Annotated in this window: 26 protein-coding genes, 1 tRNA gene and 1 other RNA gene; 14 read left to right on the top strand and 14 right to left on the bottom strand. The window is 66.6% G+C overall.

Annotated elements, in window-relative coordinates; translation table 11 throughout:
• Positions 1–30: 30 nt before the first annotated feature.
• The 5 genes from kasA to aceE all read right to left on the bottom strand — a co-directional run bounded on the left by kasA (position 31) and on the right by aceE (position 6,935).
• A complete protein-coding gene (gene kasA / locus AC5Y5W_RS05140) occupies positions 31–1,281 on the bottom strand; it encodes a 3-oxoacyl-ACP synthase KasA (RefSeq protein WP_499900858.1) in 1,251 nt (416 codons plus the stop codon).
• Positions 1,278–1,625 carry a meromycolate extension acyl carrier protein AcpM gene (gene acpM / locus AC5Y5W_RS05145; protein ID WP_499900859.1) on the bottom strand — a complete coding sequence of 116 codons (348 nt, stop codon included), beginning with the start codon at positions 1,623–1,625 and terminating at the stop codon, positions 1,278–1,280. Before acpM ends, kasA begins: the two co-directional genes overlap by 4 nt.
• A 90-nt stretch (positions 1,626–1,715) precedes the next feature.
• The gene (locus AC5Y5W_RS05150; protein ID WP_500022157.1) at positions 1,716–2,624 is read right to left on the bottom strand and encodes an ACP S-malonyltransferase; all 909 of its coding nucleotides are present in this window, start codon (positions 2,622–2,624) and stop codon (positions 1,716–1,718) included.
• Positions 2,625–2,753: 129 nt separating this feature from the next.
• Positions 2,754–4,061, bottom strand: coding sequence for a PucR family transcriptional regulator (locus tag AC5Y5W_RS05155; RefSeq protein ID WP_499900861.1), 1,308 nt, complete (start codon positions 4,059–4,061; stop codon positions 2,754–2,756).
• Between the two features lie 72 nt (positions 4,062–4,133).
• Positions 4,134–6,935, bottom strand: coding sequence for a pyruvate dehydrogenase (acetyl-transferring), homodimeric type (gene aceE, locus AC5Y5W_RS05160; RefSeq protein WP_500022158.1), 2,802 nt, complete (start codon positions 6,933–6,935; stop codon positions 4,134–4,136).
• 186 nt (positions 6,936–7,121) lie between these two features.
• Between aceE and AC5Y5W_RS05165 the strand changes: the two genes are divergently transcribed.
• The 4 genes from AC5Y5W_RS05165 (at position 7,122) to AC5Y5W_RS05180 (ending at position 8,895) form a co-directional block, all read left to right on the top strand.
• On the top strand, positions 7,122–7,694 hold the full coding sequence (locus AC5Y5W_RS05165) for an Rv2240c family protein (RefSeq protein WP_499900863.1): 573 nt from the start codon (positions 7,122–7,124) through the stop codon (positions 7,692–7,694).
• Between the two features lie 97 nt (positions 7,695–7,791).
• A complete protein-coding gene (locus AC5Y5W_RS05170; RefSeq protein WP_499884227.1) occupies positions 7,792–8,214 on the top strand; it encodes a DUF3052 domain-containing protein in 423 nt (140 codons plus the stop codon).
• Complete coding sequence (locus AC5Y5W_RS05175; protein ID WP_500022159.1) at positions 8,214–8,684, top strand: peroxiredoxin; 471 nt, start codon at positions 8,214–8,216, stop codon at positions 8,682–8,684. The genes AC5Y5W_RS05170 and AC5Y5W_RS05175 overlap by 1 nt, the downstream gene beginning before the upstream one ends.
• Before the next feature lie 136 nt (positions 8,685–8,820).
• Positions 8,821–8,895 (top strand) — tRNA-Val (locus AC5Y5W_RS05180).
• A gap of 11 nt (positions 8,896–8,906) precedes the next feature.
• Here AC5Y5W_RS05180 and AC5Y5W_RS05185 read toward each other — a convergent pair.
• Positions 8,907–12,203 carry a LuxR family transcriptional regulator gene (locus AC5Y5W_RS05185; RefSeq protein ID WP_500022160.1) on the bottom strand — a complete coding sequence of 1,099 codons (3,297 nt, stop codon included), beginning with the start codon at positions 12,201–12,203 and terminating at the stop codon, positions 8,907–8,909.
• A 138-nt stretch (positions 12,204–12,341) separates the two neighbouring features.
• Between AC5Y5W_RS05185 and AC5Y5W_RS05190 the strand changes: the two genes are divergently transcribed.
• Positions 12,342–12,533: a hypothetical protein gene (locus AC5Y5W_RS05190; RefSeq protein ID WP_500022161.1), complete on the top strand. Its 192-nt coding sequence runs from the start codon at positions 12,342–12,344 to the stop codon at positions 12,531–12,533.
• Positions 12,534–12,540: 7 nt separating this feature from the next.
• Here AC5Y5W_RS05190 and AC5Y5W_RS05195 read toward each other — a convergent pair whose 3' ends face one another.
• The gene (locus tag AC5Y5W_RS05195; RefSeq protein ID WP_500022162.1) at positions 12,541–12,936 is read right to left on the bottom strand and encodes a VOC family protein; all 396 of its coding nucleotides are present in this window, start codon (positions 12,934–12,936) and stop codon (positions 12,541–12,543) included.
• Between the two features lie 129 nt (positions 12,937–13,065).
• On the opposite strand from AC5Y5W_RS05195, the gene AC5Y5W_RS05200 reads away from it, so the two are divergent.
• Positions 13,066–13,236 carry a hypothetical protein gene (locus AC5Y5W_RS05200; RefSeq protein WP_500022163.1) on the top strand — a complete coding sequence of 57 codons (171 nt, stop codon included), beginning with the start codon at positions 13,066–13,068 and terminating at the stop codon, positions 13,234–13,236.
• 3 nt (positions 13,237–13,239) lie between these two features.
• On the opposite strand, the gene AC5Y5W_RS05205 is transcribed toward AC5Y5W_RS05200, so the two are convergent.
• Positions 13,240–14,055 (bottom strand): oxygenase MpaB family protein, encoded by an 816-nt coding sequence (locus AC5Y5W_RS05205; protein WP_500022164.1) that lies wholly within the window; start codon positions 14,053–14,055, stop codon positions 13,240–13,242.
• Positions 14,056–14,107: 52 nt separating this feature from the next.
• Here AC5Y5W_RS05205 and AC5Y5W_RS05210 point away from each other — a divergent pair, with 52 nt between their 5' ends.
• On the top strand, positions 14,108–15,052 hold the full coding sequence (locus AC5Y5W_RS05210; protein ID WP_500022165.1) for a cobalamin biosynthesis protein: 945 nt from the start codon (positions 14,108–14,110) through the stop codon (positions 15,050–15,052).
• On the opposite strand, the gene AC5Y5W_RS05215 is transcribed toward AC5Y5W_RS05210, so the two are convergent.
• The 3 genes from AC5Y5W_RS05215 to AC5Y5W_RS05225 are packed head-to-tail and all read right to left on the bottom strand — an operon-like array spanning position 15,024 to position 16,982.
• Positions 15,024–15,839, bottom strand: coding sequence for an SURF1 family cytochrome oxidase biogenesis protein (locus tag AC5Y5W_RS05215; RefSeq protein ID WP_500022166.1), 816 nt, complete (start codon positions 15,837–15,839; stop codon positions 15,024–15,026). The genes AC5Y5W_RS05210 and AC5Y5W_RS05215 overlap by 29 nt on opposite strands.
• Positions 15,839–16,333, bottom strand: a complete 495-nt coding sequence (locus AC5Y5W_RS05220; RefSeq protein ID WP_500022167.1) for a low molecular weight protein-tyrosine-phosphatase — start codon at positions 16,331–16,333, stop codon at positions 15,839–15,841. Before AC5Y5W_RS05220 ends, AC5Y5W_RS05215 begins: the two co-directional genes overlap by 1 nt.
• Positions 16,326–16,982 carry an HAD hydrolase-like protein gene (locus tag AC5Y5W_RS05225; protein ID WP_500022168.1) on the bottom strand — a complete coding sequence of 219 codons (657 nt, stop codon included), beginning with the start codon at positions 16,980–16,982 and terminating at the stop codon, positions 16,326–16,328. Before AC5Y5W_RS05225 ends, AC5Y5W_RS05220 begins: the two co-directional genes overlap by 8 nt.
• A 60-nt stretch (positions 16,983–17,042) precedes the next feature.
• On the opposite strand from AC5Y5W_RS05225, the gene cobC reads away from it, so the two are divergent.
• Genes cobC through AC5Y5W_RS05245 form a run of 4 tightly spaced genes read left to right on the top strand, consistent with a single transcriptional unit; the run spans position 17,043 to position 21,023 of the window.
• Entirely contained in the window at positions 17,043–18,074 is a 1,032-nt protein-coding gene (gene cobC / locus AC5Y5W_RS05230) for an Rv2231c family histidinol phosphate aminotransferase CobC (RefSeq protein ID WP_500022169.1), read from the top strand.
• Positions 18,071–19,210: a Nif3-like dinuclear metal center hexameric protein gene (locus AC5Y5W_RS05235; protein WP_500022170.1), complete on the top strand. Its 1,140-nt coding sequence runs from the start codon at positions 18,071–18,073 to the stop codon at positions 19,208–19,210. Before cobC ends, AC5Y5W_RS05235 begins: the two co-directional genes overlap by 4 nt.
• Complete coding sequence (locus tag AC5Y5W_RS05240) at positions 19,207–19,941, top strand: zinc ribbon domain-containing protein (protein ID WP_500022171.1); 735 nt, start codon at positions 19,207–19,209, stop codon at positions 19,939–19,941. Before AC5Y5W_RS05235 ends, AC5Y5W_RS05240 begins: the two co-directional genes overlap by 4 nt.
• Positions 19,938–21,023: a bifunctional RNase H/acid phosphatase gene (locus AC5Y5W_RS05245; protein WP_500022172.1), complete on the top strand. Its 1,086-nt coding sequence runs from the start codon at positions 19,938–19,940 to the stop codon at positions 21,021–21,023. Before AC5Y5W_RS05240 ends, AC5Y5W_RS05245 begins: the two co-directional genes overlap by 4 nt.
• On the opposite strand, the gene AC5Y5W_RS05250 is transcribed toward AC5Y5W_RS05245, so the two are convergent.
• Entirely contained in the window at positions 21,020–21,589 is a 570-nt protein-coding gene (locus AC5Y5W_RS05250; RefSeq protein ID WP_500022173.1) for a helix-turn-helix domain-containing protein, read from the bottom strand. The two genes, AC5Y5W_RS05245 and AC5Y5W_RS05250, sit on opposite strands and share 4 nt — an antisense overlap.
• A gap of 46 nt (positions 21,590–21,635) precedes the next feature.
• Between AC5Y5W_RS05250 and AC5Y5W_RS05255 the strand changes: the two genes are divergently transcribed.
• Positions 21,636–22,274, top strand: a complete 639-nt coding sequence (locus tag AC5Y5W_RS05255) for a class I SAM-dependent methyltransferase (protein WP_500022174.1) — start codon at positions 21,636–21,638, stop codon at positions 22,272–22,274.
• Here AC5Y5W_RS05255 and AC5Y5W_RS05260 read toward each other — a convergent pair.
• Positions 22,259–22,978, bottom strand: a complete 720-nt coding sequence (locus AC5Y5W_RS05260; protein ID WP_500022175.1) for a 2OG-Fe(II) oxygenase — start codon at positions 22,976–22,978, stop codon at positions 22,259–22,261. The genes AC5Y5W_RS05255 and AC5Y5W_RS05260 overlap by 16 nt on opposite strands.
• Before the next feature lie 47 nt (positions 22,979–23,025).
• Here AC5Y5W_RS05260 and AC5Y5W_RS05265 point away from each other — a divergent pair, with 47 nt between their 5' ends.
• Both AC5Y5W_RS05265 and rnpB read left to right on the top strand, forming a co-directional pair.
• Positions 23,026–24,312: an HNH endonuclease gene (locus tag AC5Y5W_RS05265; RefSeq protein WP_500022176.1), complete on the top strand. Its 1,287-nt coding sequence runs from the start codon at positions 23,026–23,028 to the stop codon at positions 24,310–24,312.
• Between the two features lie 47 nt (positions 24,313–24,359).
• An RNA gene (rnpB, locus tag AC5Y5W_RS05270) (RNase P RNA component class A) lies at positions 24,360–24,757 on the top strand.
• 15 nt (positions 24,758–24,772) lie between these two features.
• Here rnpB and AC5Y5W_RS05275 read toward each other — a convergent pair.
• Positions 24,773–26,269, bottom strand: coding sequence for a CYTH and CHAD domain-containing protein (locus tag AC5Y5W_RS05275; RefSeq protein ID WP_500022177.1), 1,497 nt, complete (start codon positions 26,267–26,269; stop codon positions 24,773–24,775).
• Positions 26,270–26,329: the final 60 nt, after the last annotated feature.

Genomic DNA, 26,329 nt, shown 5'->3' on the forward strand with positions numbered 1-26,329 from the left:
TTGGCCCGCATCGTCGCCGGACATCGTGCTTTAGTAACGCCCGAAGGCGAGCGCCACGTTGTGCCCGCCGAACCCGAACGAGTTGTTAATGGCGTATTGGTAGTCGCCGTAACGGGGTTCGCCCGCGACCACGTCCAGCTCAATCTCCGGGTCCGGAGTCTCGTAGTTCAGCGTTGGCGGGATGACGCCGTCGCGCAGCGACAGCACCGTCAACACCGACTCGAGCGCACCGACCGCGCCGATGGAGTGACCCAGCGCCGACTTCGGCGCGTACACCGCGGCATGTTCGCACCCGGCGACCCGGATGGCGTTGGCCTCGGCGGTGTCACCGATCGGGGTGGCCGTCCCGTGCGCGTTGACGTGGTCGACGTCCTTGGCGGACAGGCCTGCCAACTCCAGCGACCGGGTCATCGCACGACCGGCCCTCAGGCCGTCCGGCGCGGGCGCCACCATGTGGTAGGCGTCCGAGGTGATTCCGGCGCCCATCAACCGGGCCAGCGGCTTGGCGCCGCGAGCCTTGGCGTGCTCCTCGGTCTCGATGATCATCAGCGCACCGGCCTCGCCGAACACGAACCCGTCGCGGTTCTTGTCGAATGGCCGCGACGCCTTCTCAGGCTCGTCGTTGCGGGTCGACATGGCGCGCATCATCGAGAAAGCCGCGATCGGCAGCGCCTCGATGCCGCCTTCCACACCACCGCAGACGGCGATGTCGGCGTCACCCATGACGATCTGGCGCCAGGCGTGGGCGATGGCCTCCGACCCCGACGAACAGGCCGACACCGGGGTCATCACCCCGGCGCGAGCGCCGAGTTGCAGACCGGCGACCGCAGCCGCACCGTTGGGCATGATCATCTGCACGGCCAGCGGTGACACCTTGCGCGGGCCGCCCTCGTTCATCAGGTCATAGGTCTCGACGATCTTCTCGCCGCCACCCAGGCCGGTGCCGATAACCACGCCGAACCGGTCCGGGTCGACCTCCGGGCTGCCGGCGTTCTCCCAGAGCCGCCCGCTGAGCAGCTTAGACATCCGCTGGACATACGACATGCGGCGCAGGTCCAGCCGGCCCATGTGATCATCGACTGGGTCCTTGAGCTGGCCGCCGATCTTCACCGCCAAGTCCCACTTTTCGGTGAAATCGCCCTTGAGGACGTGGATGCCACTCTCGCCGGCCAACAAACCCTTCCACGTGCCGTCGATGTCCGCCGCGATCGATGTGGTGGCCTCGACGGCGGTTACCACAACACTGGGGTAACCGCCGTTAGCAGTGGAAGGCTTGGTCACTTGCTGTCGGCTTCCATCCTGGAGCGGACCGACTCGACCGTCTCGGGGTTCTCCGACTCCAGCTTGGCGCGCAGCGCCTGGGCGGCCTCGGGGTTCTCTTCCTCGAGCTTCTGGATGTAGTCGACGACGTCACCGACGGTACGCAGACCGGCGAGGTCCTCGTCGGGGATCTTGACGCCGTACTTGTCCTCGGTCTGCACGGCGATCTCGACCATCGACAGCGAGTCGATGTCCAGGTCGTCGACGAACGACTTCTCCGGCGTGATCTCGGAGGGCTCGATGCCGGTCACCTCTTCGATGATTTCGGCGATTCCGGCGATGATTTCTTGCTGGCTGACAGCCACGGTGAGATTCCCTTCGTAATGGTGGTGTGTTACTGGTGATGAAACGTGCGATATGCGGTTGTACTGGCGGGGTTTACAGCTCCGGCTGCGTTACGCCTCGGCTAAGCCGTCCAGGTCTGCGGGGGACTTGACGGCGCGCGTCGGAGTCCCACGAAGTTCGCGTTTGGCGATACCGGCCAAAGTGCCCGCGGGCGGGAACTCGACGATCGCCGTGACATCGTGCTGACGCAGCGTCTCGGTGCACAAATCCCAGCGCACCGGTCGGGTCAGTTGCGCGACGAGGTTCTCCATCGCGTCGGTCGCCGACGATACCGGTTTTCCGTCGCGGTTTGACAGCAATGTCGCGGTCGGCTCGGCCGGCGTGACCTTCGCCGCCGCTGCGGCGTAACCCTGTAGGGCGGAGGCCATGAAATCGGTGTGGAAGGCCCCGGCGACACCGAGTGCACGCACCCGCGCCTTGGCAGGCGGGTCTTCGGCGAGCTTGTCCAACGCGGTCAATCGACCCGCGGCGACGATCTGGCCGGCGGCGTTCCGGTTGGCAGCGACCAGGTCGAGTTGCTCGAGCCGGTTCAGAACCTCGGCCTCATCTCCACCGAGCACCGCGGACATGCCGGTCGGCTCGAGGGCGCATGCCTTGGCCATCTCGGTGCCGCGGGTGGCGGCCAGCGAGACGGCTTCATCAGCCGAAATCACGCCGGCGATCGCATAGGCGGCAATTTCGCCGACCGAGTGGCCGGCCACGATGAGGTCGGCCTCGCCGAGCTCATCGCGTCGGGTCAGCTCCTGATGGGCGAGCAGGGTGGCGGCCACGACCAGCGGCTGGGTCACCGCGGTGTCGGTGATCTCCTCTGCCGACGCCGTGCTGCCCAACCGGGCGAGGTCCAGGCCGCTGGCCGTCGACCACGAGGCAATCTGGTCCGCGGCGCCGGGCAGCTCAAGCCACGGCGACAGCATGCCGGGAGTCTGCGATCCCTGTCCGGGGGCAAGTAACGCAATCACGTGTTTAAGAGAACACTGTGAAGACGACTTTGCGCGGTGTAAGAGATTATGAACCTTGTCTTAGGTTTTTGTCGGGACCCTACAAAACAGCCTCGGATGCGACATGTTTGAGATCGCGTCGCAACCTCGTCAGTCCACCCGGTGGGCCGCCGACGGTTCGACCAGGTCTTTTACCACCGGGGTGGTGACGGGCGTCACAGTGTTACTGGTGATGCTGTTGTGCTGCGCCTGATAGGCGAGATGCCCCACCGTAGCGGCTATCCGGAGTACATAGGCATCCCTGGGCTGCGTGGGGTCCCGCCCGGTGAAGTCGGCGATACGCCGAAGGCGGTAGCGCACCGTGTTTGGATGAACGAACAATGTGCGCGCGCAGGCCTCGATCGCGCCGCCGCAATCCAGATAGGCGTCCAACGTCTCGGTGAGGGTAGGCCCGGCATCGGCGAGCGGCCGCATCACGTCGGTATGCAACGCGGCGATGGCCGAGGCGTCGCCCATCAGCGCGCGTTCAGGCAGCAGTTCCCGCGCCAGCACCGGGCGCGGCGCGCCGGTCCAGCCGGCTACCGCGTTCATCCCGGAGATGGCCTCACTGGCGCTGTGATAGGCAGCGGTCAGCATCGGCGCCGTCGGCCCGATCACCACCGGGCCGGCGGAGAACGCGTTCAGCAGATCGCCGAAGAACTTCTCGGTCGGGGTGAGCTGGCCGGACACGATCGCCACCAGCCAGGTGCCGTGCACGTCGGTGAGCGCGGCGCGGCCGTGACGGGTGGCGATATCCCGGACATCCTGGCTGGCATGGTTTTCCCGTCCCGGCGCGGGTGTCCCTACTACTACCGTCGCCGGCGCGGTGGTGTCCCAATTCAGCGCGGCGGACCTGGACAACAGCTCGGGGCCGGTGTCGCCGCGCACCACCGCGTCCACGACGCTGGCCTCCATCCGGCTGTCCCAGGTGCCGCGGGCTTCGGCCGCGTCGGCATACGCCGTGGCGGCGGTGAAGGCCAGGTCGCGGCTGTACTTCAGAATTCCGACCGTCAGCGCGGTGACCTGCTCTTCCGAGCGGGCCACCATCGGGACGACTTCCTCGAAGAACTCCATCGTGACCCGCACCATGTCGACGGTGTCTCGCAGCGCGATTCGGCGTGTCAGTTCCTGGGGCACCAGCTCGAACGCCTGCGCGGTGTAGCTGACGTTGCTGCGCGGGTCGCCCATCCACTCGACGAAGTTCACCACCGCGGTCTGGACCACCAGCGCGACGCTGGCGCGCTGAGAGGCCTCCAGGTCGGCGAAGAACGGCAACCGGTCGTGCATCGCTGAGACCGCCTCGGTGGCCAGCCGCCCGGAGTACTGCTTGAGCCGCCTCAGCAGCGACTCCGGCACGGTGTCCAGTAGCTCGAGCGTTGAGCGCGGCAGGACGAACTGCCCAATATCCTTGTCGGCCACCCCTAAAAGCTACGCCACTTTTATGGATGTTTTCGCCAAGCGCGACCCGGGCCCGTTGGGCTCAGCGAGCTGCTATGCCACGCCGGGATCCGAAGTCTGCGCCGGTGCGGCCTGCACGTCGTCGATCTTGTACTGGCGCGCCGCAGCGACCGGCACCGATGGATCGATCTCGCCGCCCCGGGCCAGCGCCTCGAGGACCGCGACGACTTGCGACTCGGCGTCGGTGTTGAAGTAGCGCCGCGCGGCGGGCCGGGTATCGGAGAAGCCGAATCCGTCGGTGCCCAGCGTGACGTAGGTGCCCGGCACCCAGGGCCGGATCTGCTCGGGCACCGCGCGCATCCAGTCCGACACCGCGACGACGGGGCCGGCCTTGTCCGCGAGGGCGTGGGACAACACCTGGGTCACGTACGGCGTGCCGGCCGGACGGTCGGGATGGCGCAGCCTTTCCTTGGCAATGACGATTCCGTCCCGGTTAAGCTCGCTCCAGCTGGTGACGGACCACACGTCGGCGGCGACATCCCACTCCGAGGAGAGCATGTCGGCGGCGGTCAGCGCCGACGGCATCGCCACCCCCGAGGCCAGGATGTGCGCGGTGTTGGCGCGCGGCTCGGTGGCGGCCCGGTAGCGGTAAATGCCGCGCAGCAGGCCCTCGGGGTCGAAGTGCTCGGGCTCCGGCGGCTGCACATACGGCTCGTTGTAGATGGTGATGTAGAAGAAGACGTTTTCCGGGTTCTCGCCGAACATGCGGGCCAGCCCGCTTTCGATGATGTAGGCGACCTCATAGGCAAACGCGGGGTCGTAGGACACCACAGCCGGGTTGGTGGTCGCCAGCAGCAACGAATGGCCGTCGGCATGTTGTAATCCCTCGCCGGTCAGCGTCGTACGCCCTGCGGTGGCGCCGAGCAGAAACCCGCGGGCCATCTGGTCGCCGGCCGCCCACAGGCCGTCGCCGGTGCGCTGAAAACCGAACATCGAATAGAAGATGTAGATCGGGATCATCGGCTCGTTGTGCGTCGCATACGAGGTGCCGACCGCGGTGAAGCAGGCCGCCGACCCGGCTTCGTTGATGCCCTCGTGGAGCATCTGCCCGGACTCGCTTTCTTTGTAAGCCAGCATCAGATCGGCGTCGACCGAGGTGTACAGCTGACCGTTGGGGTTGTAGATCTTCAGCGAGGGGAACCAGGAGTCCATCCCGAAGGTGCGCGCCTCGTCGGGGATGATCGGGACTATCCGTCGACCGATTTCTTTGTCGCGCAGGATCTCCCGGAAGGTGCGCACAGTCGCCATGGTGGTGGCGACCTCTTGGCTGCCGGAGCCCTTCTTCAGCGATTTGTAGGTGTCGCGGCCAGGTAACGGCAGCGCCTTGGACTTGGTCCGGCGCTCGGGGATGAAGCCACCGAGGGTACGACGCCGGTCGAGCAGGTAGCGGATCTCCGGTGCGTCCGGCCCGGGGTGGTAGTACGGCGGCAGGTACGGGTCTTCCTCCAACTGCGCGTCGGAGACCGGAATCCGCATCTCGTCACGGAAATCTTTGAGGTCGTCCAACCGGAACTTCTTCATCTGGTGGGTGGCGTTGCGGCCGGCGAAGTAGCTGCCCAGGCTGTAGCCCTTGATGGTTTTGGCCAGGATCACGGTCGGCTGGCCCTTGTGTTCCATCGCGGCGCGGTAGGCGGCGTAGACCTTGCGGTAGTCGTGACCCCCGCGCTTGAGGTTCCAGATCTCTTGGTCGGTCAGGTTTTCCACCAATGCTTTGGTGCGCGGGTCGCGCCCGAAGAAGTGGTTGCGGACATAGCCGCCGTCGTTGGCCTTGTAGGTCTGGTAGTCGCCGTCGGGCGTGACGTTCATCAGGTTGACCAACGCGCCGTCCCGGTCGGCGTGCAGCAGCGCATCCCATTCGCGCCCCCACACCACCTTGATGACGTTCCAGCCGGCTCCCCGGAAGAACGACTCCAACTCCTGGATGATCTTGCCGTTGCCGCGCACCGGGCCGTCGAGACGCTGCAGGTTGCAGTTGATCACGAAGGTGAGGTTGTCCAGACCATCCAGCGCGCCGATGTGCAGCAGGCCGCGGCTCTCGGGCTCGTCCATTTCGCCGTCGCCCAAAAAGCACCACACGTGCTGGTCGGAGGTGTCTTTGATGCCCCGATCACGCAGGTAATGGTTGAATCGAGCCTGGTAGATGGCGTTCATCGGGCCCAGGCCCATCGACACGGTGGGGAATTCCCAGAAGTCGGGCATCAGCCGTGGATGCGGGTAGGAGGGCAGCCCGCCGCCGGCGTGACTGTGTTCTTGGCGAAATCCGTCGAGTTGGTCGGCGGTCAACCGGCCTTCCAAGTATGCGCGCGCGTAGATGCCGGGGGAGGCGTGGCCCTGGATGAACACGTGGTCGCCGCCGCCGGGATGCGACTTGCCGCGGAAGAAGTGGTTGAAGCCGACCTCGTAGAGTGCGGCAGAGGAGGCGTAGGTCGAAATGTGGCCGCCCACACCAACGCCCGGCCGTTGCGCTCGGTGCACCATGATCGCCGCGTTCCACCGGATCCAGGCCCGATAGCGGCGCTCGACGTCCTCGTCGCCGGGGAACCATGGTTCGAGCTCGGTGGGGATGGTGTTGACGTAGTCGGTCGATGTCAGCGCCGGAATCGAGACGCGCTGTTCGCCGGCGCGTTCCAGCAGCCGCAGCATCAGGTAGCGGGCTCGCGAAGGCCCGGAGCGCGACAGCAGTTCGTCGAAGGATTCCAGCCATTCGGCGGTCTCTTCGGGATCGATGTCGGGCAGATAAGACGCGACACCTTCGCGAATCACCCGCACCCGGTCGGGTTCGCTTGTACCGCTTGAGTTTTTCGCCAGATCGTGGCGTACGAACTCGGTAGTCAACTCGCTGCTCCTTGTGTGTGGCGGGTATCCGCTTGTGGCCGATGCCCGCCGCCGCCGCTTGGTCGTTGTCCCTCCTATCGTGCCGCACCGGACGCCTCGTCGCGTAGGGGCTATCGACACGATGTCCGCAACCGGCAGTCGGCGGCTCGAGGCGGGCGAAATCGGGAACCGGTAACGTCAGACGTTGTGCTGACCGGATGGCGTGCCGCCCGAAGATGGCGGATCGTCGCGCTGGTACTCGGTTGCGTCGCGGCGATGCTGATGGCCATCGTCGGGTGCACCACCGTCACCGAAGGCAGCCCCACCGTCGACACCGCAATGGCGCCCGCCTACCGGGCCTCGGTATCGGCGTCGGTGTCGGCGTCCTCGGCGACCTCCCGGATTCGGGAGACGCAGCGCCAGCAGCAGCTGACAACCCGAGCTGTGATCCGGGCCTGCGAGTCGTTTGCCAACACCAGCAAGGACGCAATCGAGAAGGTGAATGCCTTTGTCGGGGCGTTCAATCAGGGCCGCGACCCCGCCTCCGCCGAAGGCCCGGCCGTCGATGCACTCAACAACAGCGCCGACGTTGTCGCCGGCAGCATCAGCGAGCCGCTGTCCGGACAGGTGCGTGACTCGCTGAACGCCTATGTCGACGCGGCCCGCGACGTCGCGAACGCCATCCGGGCGCATGCCCCGACGGGTGAGTTCAACCAGCGCGTCGATCAGCTCAACGACACCAAAACCAAAACGGTGCGCGCCTGCCTGGCTTATTCGTGAGCGGGGGTTCAACGGCACAGTCGTGTCAGCTGGGGGTGGGCTGTGCGACGATAGTGGCCATCGCACGGCGCGTGTGTCGGTAGAAGGAGGTCCCCCTGTGGTCGCGGCGGATGACGCCCCGAGCTACGCCCGCAAACTGGGCATCCAGAAAGACCAAATTGTCCAGGAGTGGGGCTGGGACGAGGACACCGACGACGACATTCGCGCCGACGTCGAGGATGCGTGCGGCGCCGAGCTACTCGACGAGGACACCGATGAAGTCGTCGACGTCGTTTTGTTGTGGTGGCGTGACGGCGATGGGGACTTGGTGGACACCTTGATGGACGCGATCGCCCCGCTGGCCGACGACGGCGTGATCTGGGTGCTGACACCGAAAACCGGCCGGCCCGGCCACGTGCTGCCCGCCGAGATCGCCGAATCGGCGCCCACTGCCGGCCTGATGCCGACGTCGTCGGTCAATCTGGGCGACTGGAGCGCCAGCCGGTTGGTCCAGCCGAAGTCGCGGGCCGGGCGGCGCTAATGCTCACGGTCGGCACCACGGCGCCCGACTTCACCCTGCGCGACCAGAACCAGCAGCCGGTCACCTTGAGCGCGTATCGGGCTGGAAACGAGGCCAAGAACGTGCTGCTGGTGTTCTTCCCGCTGGCCTTCACCGGTATCTGCCAGGGCGAGCTCGACCAGTTGCGCGATCACCTGCCCGACTACGAAAACGACGACAGTGTGGCGCTGGCCATCTCGGTGGGCCCGCCGCCGACTCACAAAGTGTGGGCGATGGAAAGCGGCTTCTTGTTTCCGGTGCTGTCGGACTTCTGGCCGCACGGCGCGGTCAGCCAGGCCTACGGAGTGTTCAACGACGCCGCCGGTTTCTCCAACCGCGGCACCTTCGTCATCGACCGGTCCGGGGTCATCCAATTCGCTGAGATGAAGCAGCCGGGCGAAGCCCGCGACCAGCGGCTCTGGACCGACGCGCTGGCCGCCCTCAAGGCCTAGCGTTCTGTGGATCCCTGCCGCGAGCGTGCGTGTCCCCGGTCGACACGCCGAGCTGAAACCCGGTTTTGCGCACGCTCGACGCGAAGCGTCGGCGTTTTGAGCAGTAGGCAGGTAGGCGGGTAGCCTGCCCGAGGCAGGGCGCGTAGCTCAGTGGTAGAGCTCTGGTTTTACACACCAGCGGTCGGCGGTTCGATACCGTCCGCGCCCACCAGTGTTGAGCAGTCAGCTGTGACGCACCGCCTCCTGGGCCAGCTGCACCCGAGAGGTGAGGCCCAGTTTGCTGTAGATGTGGGTCAGATGCGCCTGCACGGTTCGCGGCGAGATGAACAGCCGCGCGGCGACATCTTTGTTGCCCAAGCCGTCACTGACCAGTCTCACGACGTCGCGCTCGGCACGGGTCAGCGATGACCATCCACTGCTGGCGCGCTTGCGTTCGCCGCGGCCGCGCTGCGCGTACGCGATCGCTTCATCGATCGAGAGCATCGCACCTTCAGCCCACCCGGCGGCAAAGTCGTCCTCGCCCATACGATCTCGGATCTCAGCGATCCTCGCCTCGTCATCGGCCGCGAGCGCCTTGAATTGCACCAATCCGATGTTCTGGCGGGCCGATTCGGCTGCACCGAACAGGCGCGCTGCCATCTGGTGGTTGCCGGCGTCGCCCGCCGCAAAGGCGAGGCAGTCGAGAGCGAACGGAACGGCGACATCGCCTCCCAGCCGAGCAATCAGATTGAGCGCGTCGTGAGCATCACGTTCGGCAGCATCGAACTCGCGCTGCGCAATCTCCACGTACGCGCGTGACGCCAACGCGATCGATAAGCCGCAGCCCTTGATCACCGATACGGCATCATCAGCCCAGCGACGGGCGGTAGCGAGATCGCCGCATGCCAACGGCGCTAACGCCGCCCAGCTGAAGGTGGAAGCGATCTGGGCATCCATGCCGCTGCATTGCAGCGCTGCTTCGTAGGATTTCCAGGCCGCAGACGCGTCGCCCGCCGCCAGGTGCGCTATGGCGAACGCCGTGTGCACCGGACCTTCGTAGTATTCGAAGAGCGCGGATGCGCTGCGGAGCGCCGCCTCTGCCACGGCTCGAGCACCGGTCAAATCCCCGGTGTACGCGAGCGCGTATGCCCGAAGTACGGACCCATACATCGCGAACATCGGATCGCGGGCCGCATTGGACTCCTCGACCACCTCACCCAACCGGACGGCGCCGCCGAGCAGGTCGCTGCCGTAAATCTTCATCCAATTCAATGCCAAGTCGCATTGACGAGTGAGGAAGCCGTCGCCGATTCGGTCCGCGATCCGAAGGCCTTCCTCCGCCGCAGCCTGAACATCAGCGATTGGTTCGCCGCCGATGAGACCTGCGAAACTCTCGTGGGCCCGGATTCGGGCCAACGTCCGTAAATCGCCCAGATCTCGGGCAATGCCTGCCGCCTCGGCGTAGTACTGCCGCGCAGCGTCGGCGTCGTTGGCAGCTCCGATCAAACCGCAGGCCGTCAGCGCGACCGCCACCAGCGATGGGTCGCCGAATTTCCGTGCCATTGCCAGAGTTCGTACAGCGTCATCGAGGACATCGGCCCTGCCGAGCTGCGAAAGCAGCTGGACCCTGTTCGCCGACGCCCGTACGAACGCCGCCGAAACCTCGCCGTTCGCTTGGCTCCCGTCAGCCAGCGCGGCGCCGAGCCAGTTCAATCCTTCCTGGATGCGTCCGCGGGTCAGCCACAGCGGCTGCAGCGACGACGCCAGCGTCAGCGCAAGCTCAGTTTCAGAACCCTCCCGACTCCACCCGAAGGCGGCTCGAAGATTGTCGAGTTCGGTTTCCGCCCAGTCGATTCGCCGTTCGTAGTCGATGTCTGCCGGCGCGTCGAGCGAGGTGGCCTCCCCGGTGTAGTGGTCGCGGTGCCGGGCCCGCAGATCATCGCCTTCACGGGACTCGCCGAGTTTTTCCTGCGCGTACTGGCGGACCGTCTCCAGCAGCCGGTAGCGGGTGCCACGCGGGCTGTCGTCGGCGACGACGAGCGACTTGTCGACCAACAGCGTGAGCTGATCGAGCACCTGATAGCGCTCCATCTCGCCGACAACGGCTTGGGCCGCATCGAGATCGAACCCGCCGAGGAACACCGCCAGCCGTCGAAACAGCACCTGTTCGGGCTCGGACAGCAATGCGTGCGACCAGTCCACTGATGCGCGCAGTGTCTGCTGGCGTCGGACCGCGGTACGCGCACCACCGGTCAGCAGGCGGAACTGATCATGCAGGCTGTCCAGGATCTCGGTCGGCGACAATGCGCGGACCCGGGCTGCGGCGAGCTCGATGGCCAACGGAAGTCCGTCGAGCCTGCGACAGATCTCGGTCACCGTCTCGGCGTTGTCCGCGGTCACGCGGAAGTCGGGCTTAGTCCGGCGGGCGCGGTCGCTGAACAGATCGATCGCTTCGCCGGCCAGCGAGAGGGAGGGCACTCGCCAGCTCACCTCACCGGCAACGCCGATGGGCTCGCGGCTGGTCGCCAGCAGTGTCAGCGCCGGACACCCGGCCAACAGCCCGATGATCAGCTCGGCGCTGGCGTCGAGCAGGTGCTCGCAGTTGTCCAGCAAGATCAGCATCCGGCGGTCGCGAACGAACCGACGCAGCACGTCCATCGTCGGTTGGCCGGGCTGGTCAGGCAGGCCCAACGCCCGTGCCACCGTGACGGCGACGACGTCGGGATCGGTGATCGGTGCCAAGTCGACGTACCACAGGCCGTCGACGAATTCGCCGCCTATGTTGGCGGCGACCTGCACCGCCAGGCGGGTCTTACCGGCGCCGCCCGCACCGGTCAGCGTGACGAGTCGGTTGTCGGCGAGCGCCTCGCGGATGCCGTTCATTTCTGATTGGCGCCCAATGAAACTCGTCAGTTGTACCGGAAGGCGCTCGTTGGCGAAGGTATTCGCGGTGCGCAGCGGCGGGAAATCGTTATGCAGATCGGGATGGCAGAGTTGCACAACCCGTTCCGGGCGTGGCAGGTCGCGCAGCGGGTGAGCGCCGAGATCGGTCAAGGTGACGCCGGTCGGCAGCTGGTCTACGACGAGCGGTTCCGCCGCGCCGGAGAGCACCGTCTGGCCGCCATGGGCGACATCGCGTAGCCGTGCGGTGCGGTTGATCGTCGGGCCGATGTAGTTGCCTTCGTCGCGCAGTTGGATATCGCCGGTATGCACGCCGATGCGCAATTTGATCGGCGCCAGCGGCGCCCGCTGCAAGTCCAGGGCACAGGCGACCGCGTCGGCGGCGCGGGCGAACGCGATGACGAAGCTGTCGCCCTCGCCTTGCTCGACGGGCCGCACACCGTGGTGGGCCGCGACAGCATCCGACAGCGTCTGGTCGAGGCGCACGACGGCGGCCTTCATCGCCTCGGGCTGGGTCTGCCACAGGCGAGTCGACCCCTCGACATCGGCCAGCAGCAACGTGACCGTTCCGGTCGGAAGCTCGCGGATGTCTCCCATGTCTGTGCCGCTCCAGCTGGTTTCGCTCATGCTAGCCAGCATGCGGTGACGTGCGGCACGAAACATCAGCAAAAGCGCTCATAGTCGCGGCAGGGGTATGCGTACGTATGGCGCAGCGGTGGTGAGGCGGCGCAGACACGAGAGGACGTTTAGCTTCTCCCACGCCGGCAACGCAGAGGGGTGACCACAGAACCCACCCCGCCGCCGCCCGATCCGCCCAATGTCTCGCCGAAGGGCAAATGGGGCGTCGCACCGTCCAATAGCCCGCTGACGCCGCGGCCGTCTCGCAAGCCCAACACCGGCCCCGTTGTCTGGTGGACGCTGGCAGCGCTCATCGTCCTGGCCATCGTGCTGATCATTCTGCTGGCTTAAGACCACATCACCCTGGCGGCGCGAAGAACTCCAGCGCGATGCCGTCCGGGTCTCGAAAGCTCAACCCCGAGCCGTAGCGGGCGTCCACGATGCCGCCGTGGTGGACACCCAGCTCGTTGAGTCGCGTCATCCATTGCTCCAGCTCGGCGCGGTCGGCGCAGCCGAAGCCAACATGGTCGAGGCCGACGCGGAACTCGCTGAATCGCTCGTCGGGAGCGGAACGTTCGTGCTGGTGGATGCCGAAGATCGTCCCGCCGTCGAGCATCCAGACCAGATGGCGGAATCCGGCGTCGGTGTGCTCGTCGAGGACTGGGTCAGTGCCGAGCAGTTTGCGGTACCAGGGGCCGCTGACTGTCATGTCGCGCACCGTGATGGCGACGTGGTTGAGCGCCGGGAAAGCCATGAGTCTGCTCCCTTCGGAACATTTCGCGGGCCGCGCCCGGCCCAGCAGTGTGACCTGCGTCGCAATGAGGGGGTCGATGAAACGAGCAACACATTTACTAAGGCTAACGAGTCGATAATGATAGTTAGCATGACTTCACAACTAACGCCGGAGCGTTCCACTTCGCTTGCGCCGGAGGCGCCGGAGACGGCGAAGACGCCGAAGACCGAGGAAACCCGCGAGCGCATCTATCTGCAGCCCTGGTTTCTGCTGGCGATGGTCTGCATGGCCGCCATCGTGCTGCTCGCCATCTACGGCTAGTCGTCACACGATTCGCCACCCGCGCCGAGCGCGAAACCGCATGTCCCATAGATAAAGCCGGTAACCGAAGATCCAGGCCTGATGCGGTATCAGCCGGTCAGCCAGTCGCAGGGCGCTCAGCAGCCACTCGAACCGGCGTTGTTGGGATGGTGACCAGTCCAGCTGCATCATCGTGCGGAACTCCGGCGCCAGGAAACCCGTCGTCGCGAACAAATTGAACGGTCCGGCCAGCGCGCGCAACGGCCACGGCAGGAACGCCACCGAGGCGACGCCGCGAAGATGCTCGCGAACCGGCGGATCGATGTGCAGCTCGTCGAGCGAGCGCTTCCAGTATTCGTCGAACGCGGCGCGGTCCGGCGGCCACATCCCCTCGCGCACCTGCAGCGTGGTGCCCAGCCGCTTGGCGTCTTGATATACCGCGTCGGCGACGACGTCATCGAGCGCGCCGTGCAAAAACTCGTGCTGGTCGACGAAATAGCGGTACAGGCAGGCCGCCACCCACAGCTGTAACTGCGGATTGAACGCGTTGTAGGAGACCGGGCTCGACGGCGTCGACCGCACCTGCTGATGCGCGGTGTCGACGGCAGCGCGGATCAACTCGCGGTCGGCGTCGGTTCCGATCGTCGCGACGGCCAGGTAGGTGCCGGTGGTGCGGGCCCGCTTGAACGGATGCTTGTAGACGTTGCCGCTGTCGACCGGGCTTTCCAGCACGCCGTAGCCGACGCCCGGCAACGACAGCTGCATGATCACATTGGCGGCGGGCGACAGCGTTGCGGCGGGATTGAGCAGGTCGGCCACCCGGGTGGCAGGGCGCTTCATCGTGGATACCGCCTCATATCACCGAGTAGACCATGTGTGAGACGCTGCCGGAATGTTTGCGGTGCGACAGCTGCTGGGCGCGCTGGTCGGCTACCTGGCCGACTTGCTGCTGGGCGACCCGCAGGCCGGCCATCCGGTGGCCGCCTTCGGTGCGACGGCGGCGGCCCTGGAGCGGGTCAGCTACCGCGATAGCCGGGTCGCCGGCCTAGCCCACGTCGGCGTGCTGGTCGGCGCCATCACCCTTGTGGGGGCAGCGCTGCAGCGGTACACCGAGCGGCGCGGTCCGTCGTGGTCGGTTGCCGCCACCGCGGTGGCCAGCTGGATATCGCTGGGCGGGACGTCACTTGCCCGCACCGGCGCGAGCATGGCGGAGCTGCTGGAGTGCGGCGACGTCGAGGCCGCCAAGCGACTGCTGCCGTCGTTGTGCGGCCGCGATCCGGCGTTGCTCGACGCTGACGGGCTGGCCCGTGCGGCAGTGGAATCGGTCGCCGAAAACACTTCCGACGCGCATGTGGCGCCGCTGCTGTGTGCGGCGGTCGGTGGGGTGCCGGCGGTGCTGGCGTACCGCGCCGTCAACACCTTGGACTCGATGATCGGTCACCGTTCGCCCCGCTATGCCCGATTTGGCTGGGCAGCAGCATGTTTGGACGATCTGGCCAACTATGCGGCAGCGCGGGTGACTGCGACGCTGGTGGTGATGTGCGCGCCGGCCGTCGGCGGATCACCGGTCGGTGCGCTGCGGGCCTGGGTACGCGATGCCGACCGCCATCCCAGCCCCAATGCCGGTGTCGTCGAGGCGTCGTTCGCCGGGGCGCTGGGGGTGCGGCTGGGCGGGCCGACGCAGTACCACTACGAACTGCAGATCCGGCCAACCCTCGGCGCGGGGCCGTCACCGTCGGTGGCCGACCTGCGCCGCGCGGTGCTGCTTTCCCGGGTGGTGCAGGCCGCGACGGCGCTGTTGGTGGCGTTCACCGCCGCCGGCCATAGCGATCGGTGAGCTTTTCTTCGACGGTCTTGGGTGCGGTGGGATCGCCGGCTGCCGCCTTTTCCGCACGGCGGACGCGGATCTCGGCGTAGACGAAATAGCCCAGCAGGATGGGCGCGACGATGCCGAACGAGATCCACTGGATGCCATACGACAAGAACGGCCCGGCATCCAGATGCGGCACCCCGATTACGCCGAGCCCACCGGGCTGGTTGTCCACCAGTTGCAGGTAGGAGCCGGCCAACGGCACCCCGGTCAGGTTCGCTATCTGATCGATGTCGATGGAATACACCTGCTGCACACCGTCTGTGGTGAACGGATCCTTGCCGCGTGCCGGCGCTTCGGAGTCACGCAACCGCGCGGTGATGGTCACCGCACCGCTGGGCGGCGGCGGTATCGGCGGCACCCGCGAGCCCTGTTCTGGCCGGACATAGCCGCGGTCGACCAGCACGGTGGGACCGGCATCCACAACGAACGGGACCAGCACTTCTAACGAGGGCTCCCCGCCGGCCACTCGTAGCCGGGCCAGCACCTGCCCATCCGGCAGATAGTGCCCGGTGGCCGTCACCTTTCGCCACTGCGCATCGGGTGCTGACGAATCTTGCTGCGGCAGCAGCGTTTTCACCGGGACCGGGGCGGTACTCAGGGACTGCTGAATTTGGTCGTTCTCTCGCGAGGTCTTGCTGTTTTTTCCCAGCTGCCACGGTGCGAGCACGGTGAGACACAGGTAGGTGAACGCGATTACCACCACCGCCAGCGCCAACCAGCCCGGCCGCAACAGGAACGCCAAACGCCGCATCAGTGGTGACCGTTTTGCGCAAGTCGCTCGTCGACCCAATCATGCAGCCCGGGCAGGGCGGCCTCGATGGTGGCGAAAACCGCCTCGAAATCATCGTGATCGCCGTAGTAGGGATCATCGACGTCGAGCGCGTAAGCACCGGACCGCGGGTCGAACGACCGCAGCATTCGTACCCGGTCGGGGTCGACCCCGAGCTGGCGCAACAGCCAGACGTGGTTCCGCGCCAAGGCGATTACCAGGTCGGCTGTCAGGTGGTCGCTGTCGAGGTGCGCCGCGCTGTGCTCAGTGGGATAGCCGTGCGCGCGCAGCACCCGGTTGGTCCGATCGTCAGCACATTTGCCGATATGCCATTCGGCGGTACCCGCACTGGTCACCCGCACCGCGTCGTGCAGCCCGCGCTGGCTGATCTGATGGGCGAACATTTTCTCGGCCATCGGCGACCGGCAGATGTTGCCGGTGCAGACAAACGTGATGTGCAGCCGTGGATCAGACACCCAGCATCCTCCGCAACTCCGCGACCGTGGCGACCCGGGCGACACCACTGTCTTCGGCGAAGTCGGCGTGCCCGTAGCCCCACTCGACCACCACCGCGTCGATGCCGTGGGCGGCCGCACCTTCGACGTCGTGCACGCGGTCACCGACCATCAGCAAGCGCTCGGGCAGCGGCTGCAGCTGCGCCAACGCGTGGGCCAGCACGTCGACCTTGCTGCTGCGCGAGCCGTCGAGGGTGGCTCCGGCGACGACTTCGAAATGCTCGTCGAGCGCGAAGTGGGCCAGGATGCGGCGCGCGGTCGGCTCGGCCTTGGAGGTGGCCACCGCCAGCCGAACATCGGCGGCCCGCAAATCCGCCAGCAGCGACCCGATCCCGTCGAAGAGCGTGTTCATCGCCCAGCCGCGGGTGCTGTAGTCCGCGCGGTAGGCCGCGATCGCTGCATCGGTGCGCTCACCCAATCCCAGCCCGGACAGGGTGTGGTGCATCGGCGGGCCGACGATCCGGCTCGCCAGATCGCCCTCGGGCTCGGCCGCACCGACGTGGCGCAGCGCGTGGCGAAAGCTGGAAACGATCCCGTCGGCGGAATCGGTCAAGGTGCCGTCGAGGTCGAATATCACCAGCTGCGCCGCAGCAGAGATTATGCCGGTCACCTTCTCATTGTCTCCGATGCGCTGACCTGCCCTGCCACTGAGGCCGTTACTGTTTCAAGCGTGGCGAGTCTGGACCCGACCCCGCTTGCGGTGGCGCGCTACCACGGCGATCAGGCCGCTGAGCCGGGCATGCTGGACTTCGCCGTCAACGTTCGTGATCCGCAACCGCCGGCATGGCTGATCCGGCGGCTGACCGACCGGCTGTCCGACCTCGCAAGATACCCGGGAGTCGACGACGAGCGGGCCGCCATTGCAGCGGTGTGCGCCCGCCACGGCCACGCCCCCGACGAGGTGACGGTGCTGGCCGGCGCCGCCGAGGGGTTCACGCTGCTGGCCAACCTGTGCCCGCGACTGGCCGCGATCATCGCGCCGTCGTTCACCGAACCGCACATTGCGCTGGCCGCGGCCGGGGTCCCGGTTCAGCATGTTGTGCTCAAGTCGCCGTTCGGCCTGGCCGGTGTGCAGGTGCCCGACGAGGCAGATCTGGTGGTGCTGGGCAACCCAACCAATCCGACCTCGGTGCTGCACGCTCGCGAGCAGATCCACGCGTTGCGCCGCCCCGGCCGGATCGTGGTGGTCGACGAGGCGTTCGCCGACGCGGTTCCCGGTGAGCCGGAGTCGCTGGCCGGTGATGCGCTGCCCGATGTGCTGGTGTTACGCAGCCTGACCAAGACCTGGTCGCTGGCCGGGCTGCGGGTGGGCTACGCGCTTGGGCCGCCGCAGGTGCTGGCCCGCCTGACCTCACGACGCGCGCACTGGCCGGTGGGCACCCTGCAACTGGCGGCGATCGCGGCCTGTTGTGCTCCCGGCGCGGTGGCCGAGGCGGCGGTTGGCGCTCGGCGGCTGGCGGAGCTGCGGGCCGAGATGGTGTCCGGGCTGCAATCCGTGGGTGTCGCCGTGGTTGACGGCCGGGCGCCGTTCGTGCTGTTCACTGTCGGCGACGCTGAGCTGGTGCGAAAGCGGTTGCACGCCAAGGGTATTGCAGTCCGTCGCGGCGACACATTTGTCGGTCTGGATGGGCGGTATCTGCGGGCGGCGGTGCGCCCGGAGTGGTCGCTGCTGGTCGAGGCGTTGAGCGAGGTGCTGGAATGACTATGCGATTGGCCGACGTCATCGGCGTGCTCGACGAGGCATATCCGCCGCGGCTGGCCCAATCATGGGATTCGGTCGGGCTGGTCTGCGGTGACCCCGATGACGCGGTGGAATCGGTGACGATTGCGGTCGACGCCACCACAGCGGTGGTCGACGAGGTCCCCGACGGGGGACTGCTGCTGGCGCACCATCCGTTGTTGTTGCGCGGGGTGGACACCGTGGCGGCCAGCACAGCCAAAGGTGCTCTGGTGCACCGGCTGATCCGTTCAGGGCGTTCGCTGTTCACCGCGCACACCAACGCCGACTCCGCCTCACCGGGGGTGTCCGACGCGCTGGCGCAGACGCTGGGACTGACCGTCGAGGCGGTGCTCGAGCCATTGGCAGCGATGGCCAACCACGACAAGTGGGTCGTTTTCGTCCCGCCGGACCACGCTGAAGCGGTGGGGGCGGCGGTGTTCGCCGCGGGTGCCGGCGAGATCGGCGACTACGCGCACTGCAGCTGGAGTGTCACAGGCACCGGCCAATTCCTGCCCCGCGACGGAGCTTCGCCCACAATCGGCAGGGTTGGCGCCGTCGAGCGGGTGATCGAGGACCGGGTCGAGTTCATCGCGCCGGCCCGATTGCGGGGTGAGGTGCTTTCGGCGCTGCGGGCCGCCCACCCTTATGAGGAGCCGGCATTCGACATCATCGCGCTCGCATCTCCGCCCGGCGATGTTGGGTTGGGCCGCATCGGCATCCTGTCGCACCCAGAATCGTTGCGCGCGTTTGTCTCCCGGGTTAGCGCCGGCCTGCCGCAAACGTCATGGGGGGTGCGTGCCGCCGGCGACCCCGACGCGCCGGTGTCGCGGGTGGCGGTGTGCGGCGGCGCGGGGGACTCATTGCTGGATGCGGTAGCCGGCGCGGATGTGCAGGCATATGTCACCGCCGATCTGCGGCACCACCCGGCCGACGAGCACCGTCGCGCCTCTGATGTGGCTCTGATCGACGTCGCCCACTGGGCCAGCGAATACCCGTGGTGTGGCCAGGCCGCCGACGTGTTGCGCTCGGCATTCGGTGACGCGCTGCCGGTTCGGGTGTGCCCCATCCGCACCGACCCCTGGAACGTCGACAATTCCGCCGAAGGCCTATCGTCATGAAAGCTGCCGTAGTGCAACAACAGTCGCTGCTCGAGTTGGCCGAGCTGGACGCCGAGCTGTCCCGACTCACCCATCGGGCGGGCCATCTGCCCGAACAGCAGGACTATCAGCGGATGCAGGCTGAACACAGCGCCGCCACCGACCGGCTGGCCGCGGTGCGAATCGCAATGGAGGATCTGGACGCCCAAGTGTCTCGATTCGAGTCGGAAATCGACGCGGTGCGCCAGCGTGAGGACCGCGACCGCTCGCTGCTGCAGACCGTGGCAGACGCCAAACAATTGGCCGAGCTGCAGCACGAATTGGAAACGTTGCAACGCCGCCAGACCAGCCTGGAGGATTCGCTGCTGGAGGTCATGGAGCGCCGCGAGGAACTGCAAGCTCATCAAACCGTCGAGTCGACGGCAGTCGACAAGTTGCAGGACGATCTCGGCAACGCCCAACAGTCTCTCGACGGTGCACTCGCCGAGATTGACGAGACTCGCCGGCAACGTTCGTCGCGGCGCGACGAGCTGACGGCTGCGCTAGATCCAGAACTGGTTGCGCTTTATGAACGGCAACGTGCCGGCGGTGGCCCGGGCGCCGGGCCGTTGCAGGGACGCCGGTGCGGAGCATGCCGCATCGAAATCGACCGCGGTGAGCTGTCGCGGATCGCGGCGGCCGCCGACGACGACGTGCTGCGCTGCCCCGAATGCGGTGCAATCCTGTTGCGCACCATTGGCTTCGGCAAATGAGAGTCCTCGTCGAGGCTGACGGCGGGTCGCGCGGTAACCCTGGGCCGGCCGGGTACGGATCGGTGGTGTGGTCGGCCGACCGTTCGACCGTGTTGGCCGAGAGCAAGCAGGCGATTGGCCGCGCCACCAATAACGTCGCCGAATATCGGGGGCTGATCGCCGGTTTGGATGAGGCGGCCAAACTCGGTGCTACCGATGTCGCGGTGTCGATGGACTCCAAGCTGGTGGTCGAACAGATGTCGGGACGCTGGAAGGTCAAACATCCCGATCTGGCGGAGCTGCACGCGCAGGCCCGCGCCCTGGCGGCGCGTTTCGGGCAGATCAGCTACACCTGGGTGCCGCGGGCGCAGAACTCGTATGCCGACCGGCTGGCCAACGAAGCGATGGATGCCGCCGCTGAGGCCACCGAAACTGCTCTGCCCGCCGCGGCAACCGAGACCATCACGGCACCCGGCTGGACTGGTGCCCGCGGCGCGGCCACTCGGCTGCTGCTGTTGCGGCACGGGCAGACCGAGCTGTCGGTACAACGGCGTTACTCGGGACGCGGTAATCCGGCGCTGACCGAACTGGGGCGGCAACAAGCCGATGCGGCGGCCCGGTATTTGGGCCAACGGGGCGGAATCGCGGCGGTGATCAGCTCGCCGCTGCAGCGTTGCTATGACACCGCGACGACGGCCGCCAAGGCGCTGGGCTTGGATGTGACGGTCGACGACGATTTGATCGAAACCGATTTCGGCGCCTGGGAAGGACTGACTTTCGCCGAGGCCGCCGAGCGCGATCCTGAGCTGCATCGACGCTGGCTGCGCGACACCAGCACCAGGCCGCCCGGCGGTGAAAGCTTCGACAGCGTGCACCAGAGGGTGGCGGCAGCGCGCGATCGGATCGTCGAAGAGCACGGCGGTACAACGGTGTTGGTGGTGTCGCACGTGACGCCGATCAAAATGCTGCTGCGGCAGGCGCTGGAGGCCGGAACCGGCATCCTCTACCGGCTGCACCTGGACCTGGCGTCGTTGAGTATCGCCGAGTTCTACCCCGACGGGAACTCGTCGGTGCGGTTGGTGAACCAGACGGCCTATCTCTAACTGTGTAGATGCAGGCGTTCGCCGTTTGCGCCGAAGATCACGATGGCTTCCACCGGAGCGTCCACCGCACCGAACCAATGCGGGGTCCAGGTGGAGAACTCGACCGCCTCACCAGGCTTGATCGCGAAGTCTCGGTCACCGAGCAGCAGGCGCATCCGGCCGGAGAGCACGTACAACCATTCCTGCCCCTCGTGCACCGGTAGCTCGGCCGGCGGCGTGCGACGTTTGACGCGAATCTTGAAGGTGTGCAAACCGCCGGCCGGACCCTGCCGCGTCAGCGGCCAGTAAGTGATGCCGTGCCGGGTATGCGAGGCGCCCCGCACTCGCGGGTCGGGTTGCTCGGGCTCCCGCAGCAACTCATCCGTGCTGACCGAAAGCGCCTTGGCCAACCTGGGCAGATGATCCAGGGCCAACCGGCGCTTCCCGGATTCCAGGCGGCTCAGCGTCGAAATATCGATATTCGCCCGCATCGCCACATCTTCAAGCGTCATGCCGCGCTGCATGCGCAGCTCTCGAAGCCGCCGGCGCACCACGACATCCACGGAGTCTTCAGAGTTTGCCTGCATGGCAAATTAGGTTGGCAGACTCGATCTGCGCCTGCAAGCTCTAGATATGGAAGCTGAACTCGACGATGTGCAGCAGTTCTGGGAGCAGCACTATCGCCAAGCCGATCGGGTGTGGAGCGGACGAGTCAATGCGCACCTGGCCGAGGTGGCCGGGCGCTTACCGGCCGGCCGAGCCCTTGATCTGGGCTGCGGTGAGGGGGCTGATGCCGTGTGGTTGGCCGAGCACGGGTGGCAGGTGGTGGCCGTCGACGTCTCGGCGACCGCGCTACAGCGCGCAACTGATGACGCGCGCCAACGGAACCTATTGGATCGCATCGTCTTCAAGCGCCTCGATCTTTCCGATAGCTTTCCGGACGGGAGCTATGACCTGGTGTCGGCGCAGTACTTGCACTCACCCGTGCGGCTGGAGCGCGAGCAGGTGTTGCCACGCGCCGCCGGTCACTTGACGCCCGGCGGTGTGCTGCTGATCGTCGACCACGGGTCGGCGCCGCCGTGGTCGCAGCACCAGGATTACCCATTTCCCAGTGTTTCCGATGTACTTGCCGCACTACCGCTGACCGACACCGGCCTGCGCCCGGTGCGTGCCGAGAGTGTGGAGCGGCAGGTTACCGGGCCGGACGGCCAAGTCGGCACGGTAGCCGACAACATCATCGTACTGCGACGCGACAGTCAGGCCGCGTCGTGAAAGATCAACCCCAGCGCATAGCGCTCACCGGACCGGACCACGGAAAGACCATGGCGCACCGGTGATGTCGACCAACCGCGGGTTGATTGCACCGGCCGGTCGCGAGTGGTGAACAAATAGCCATGACCCTGCGGCAGTTGGGTTGCGAGGCCGCGGGACTGTGCCCGCGGGCGTTGTTCGACGAGCAGGAACTCACCGCCGGTGTACTCGCTAGCCGGATCGCTCAGGTTGATCACGACCTGAAGCGGGAAAACCAGCTCGCCGTACAGGTCTCGGTGTAACGCGTTCCAACCGTCGGCGCCGTACTTCAGCAGCAGCGCCGTCGGTTTGGTCTGACCGGCCGCGTGACACATTGTCAGCCATTCGTCGAGGCTGTCGGGCCATGGTGTGTCGCGACGAAGCTTGGTGTACCAGTCTCGGGCGATCGGCAGTAGTCGTGGAAACAGCGCCTGTTTGAGCCGTTCGATCGGCTCGGGATACGGTGCGCGGAAGTACCGGTACTGGCCGACGCCGTAGCGGTGGCGTTCCATCTCGATGGTTTTGCGGAAAAGTTCGTCGCGGTCATAGAGCGCACGGAGCTTCTGCGCCTCGGCGCGCGTGAGGAGCCGGGGTAGCAGCGCACCGCCGTGGACATTGAGGTCGGCGGTGATGGCGTCCCAGTCACCGGCGTCGACACGCTTGAGCCATCTATTGACCTGCGTCACCGTTCTCACGATAGGCAATGCCGCCGGGATCGTGTATGATCGAACGTATGTTCGATAACCTGGCGGTGGTTGACCCGGCTAGCGAGGAATCGGCGCTGGTGGAGCGCATTGCCGAGTTGGAGCGTGTCAAGTCCGCGGCGGCCGCTGGGCAGGCCCGGGCGGCGGCCGCTTTGGATGCAGCGCGGCGGTCTGCCGAGGCCGCGGCCGGTGTTCCTGCGGCACGTCGCTGTCGTGGCGTGGCCAGCGAGATCGCACTTGCGCGGCGCGATTCCCCGGCCCGGGGCGGCCGGCACCTCGGGTTCGCCAAAGCGCTCGTACACGAGATGCCGCACACCCTCGCGGCGCTGGAGACTGGAGTGTTGTCGGAGTGGCGGGCAACTCTGATCGTGCGGGAAAGCGCATGTTTGGACGTCGAGGACCGACGCATACTGGACGCTGAGTTGTGCGGCCAGCCCGCCGATCTCGATGGTTTGGGTGATGCTCGGGTAGCCGCGGCCGCCAAAGCGATTGCCTATCGACTCGACCCGCACGCTGTCGTCGAGCGGGCGGCCAAAGCGGCAGACGAACGTACTGTGACGATCCGGCCCGCGCCTGACACCATGACGTATTTGACGGCGCTACTCCCGGTCGCTCAAGGCGTATCCGTATATGCCGCGCTGCGCCGCGCGGCCGACACCACATTCGACGGCCGGTCTCGTGGCCAGATCATGGCCGACACGCTGATCGAACGGGTTACTGGGCGAAGCGCAGCGACACCCGCTCCGATCGCGGTCAACCTGGTGCTCTCCGACCAAACGCTGCTCGGCGGCGACAACACGGCGGCGGATATCTGCGGCTACGGCCCGATACCGGCGGCAGTCGCGCGCGGATTGATCTCCGCCGCCGTCGCCGACTCACAGTCGCGCGCCACCCTGCGGCGGCTCTACGCACATCCGCGCTCCGGTGCGCTGGTGGCTATGGAATCCAGGGCACGCTTGTTTCCACGCGGCTTGGTCAAGTTCATCGAGTTCCGGGACCAGCGGTGCCGCACTCCATATTGTGATGCGCCGATCCGGCACCGCGACCATGCCGTGCCGCACCGTCGCGGCGGTGCGACTTCGGTCGGGAATGGACTCGGAACCTGCGAACGATGCAACTACGCCAAAGAGGCCGCCGGCTGGCAGGTGAACACCAGCATCGACCAAAAAAGTACCCACACAGCGGAATTCACTACGCCGACGGGCGCGCGCTATCGCTCGGGAGCGCCACCGGTTGCACGAGCTCCTGCTGGGATCGAGGTAAGCGAGTTGGAAGTCGCCGTCGCCATCCGGTTGTCCGATCTCCATGCCGCCTAGATGGGCTGGCCTGGACATTCGGCAGCAGGTACGGTGATCAACGCGGACGAGTTGGCTGGGCGACCGCGGCTCGTGCTGGTTCGCCATGCGAGTCGAGGAAAGTCCGGACTTCACAGAGCAGGGTGATTGCTAACAGCAATCCGAGGTGACTCGCGGGAAAGTGCCACAGAAAACAGACCGCTACCTAGGTAGTAAGGGTGAAACGGTGCGGTAAGAGCGCACCAGCATCCCGGGTGACCGGGATGGCTCGGCAAACCCCACCCGAAGCAAGGCCAAGAAGGCCGCACTGCGGTGCGGCCGCGCAGGTGTCCGAGGGTTGCTCGCCCGAGCCTGCGGGTAGGCCGCTTGAGGCACCCGGCAACGGTGTGTCCAGATGGATGGTCGCCGCCTCGCCGCCAGACATGGCGGCGCGGAACAGAATCCGGCTTACAGGCCAACTCGTCCGCCCCGCTCGGCGCAGTCATCGCAGTGTTTTGCGTGCCGCCTTGTCGAGCTTGCGCAGCGCCTTGTCGAGTTGCTCGCGGCGGCGTTGAGCCAGTTCGGCCTCCTGCTGATAGAGCAGACCGTAGGTGAAGGTGTCCTCGCCGGCTGCATGTGCGGCCGCCGCCTGTTGCTGTAGATGGGATCGGCTGACGACGCTGTCCTGGTGATCTCCGAGCAATGTCTGGATGGCTTTGGCGCGCTCGGACACCTTGCCCGCACCCGTCGCCGACGCGGTGTAACGCAGCCGCTTGGCTTTCTTGCGGATACCGTGCAGCGCGTCGTCGCGGTCTTCCTCGGGCGCACCGGTTGCCTGCTTCGACGCCTTGCGCACCCGCTTGTAGGCGGCCTCGACGGTGACCGGTGTTGATTCCTGATCTGGCCTGGCCGACGGCTCCGCGACGATCGCCTCGAGGGCGTCGAGCAGCCTGAAATACCGCGGCGAGCGCAGCGCAATCAGCGATCGCGATAAGCCTTTTCGGTACCGGCGCTGCGCGTCGTCGACGAGGCGCTCCCGGACCCGGCCGCGCACCAGTTGGGGTGGCAGACCGTCCAGGGCCTGCTGGTAACGCTCGGCGAGCACCTCGGCGTCGCGGGCCGTTCCCAACACCCGGCCCAATTCGCGCAATTCGTCCAGGATCCACGCGTTGTCTGCCAGCCCAAACGAATCCGGCGCAGCCCGCAGCAGGCTGCGGATTTTGCGTGTCGCGACCCGCATTTGGTGCACCGCATCGTCGGCGTCGGCGCGCACCGCGCGGTCCCAGACAAGCAACTCGTCGATCTGCTCGGCCACCGCGCGATGCACCGGGTTGGCCGCCTGCGCCGGCGAATCATGCGGCGGCACAATCCCGTCGAGTGCCCGCGCGAGTTTGGACAGATGCCGCGCCGGCGTGGCACCGGCGCCGAGCAGCCGGTTGCTCAGCCGGTCCAGCAGATCGGTGTCAGCCGTCGCGTCGGCATCGACGAGTTCGAGTTCCCACTCGCGCCAACGCTGTTCGCCGGCGGATTCGTCGGCCAGTCGTGCGGTGACCCGGTCATCGCAGAATTCCGCCAACACGCCGTCGGTGCCGTGCAGCAGGTGAACTTTGCGTGTGGTGCTGATCCGCGCCACCGGAAGCAGCGGACGATCCCGCACGATCGCCAAGACCACATCCACCAAGTCGGCCGGCACCCCATCCTGGTTGCCTTCGGCATCCAACGATGCCCTAACCTCGGTGCGTGCGTCGGGACCGGCCGGCAACTTCAGATGCCACCCAGCGTCGGTGCCGCCGGTACGACGGCGCAACGTGACGCGTTTGGACGCCAGGTCACGTTCCGGCGTGTCGAAGTACACGGCGTCCAGGGTCTGGGCCGGTGGCCCCTCCACCCGAACGATGGTCGTGATCCCGTCAAACGACGGCGGCGACGTCGACTCGACGACGTCGAACTTGCGCTCCACTTCCAGATAGCGCGACGTGTCGGGGGCCTTGACAGCCATGTCGCGCCTCCGCCGGGGGATGAGGGATAGGCGTCCAGGGTAACTCGGGATTTATCCGCG

Source organism: Mycobacterium sp. NGS51 (assembly GCF_059812525.1).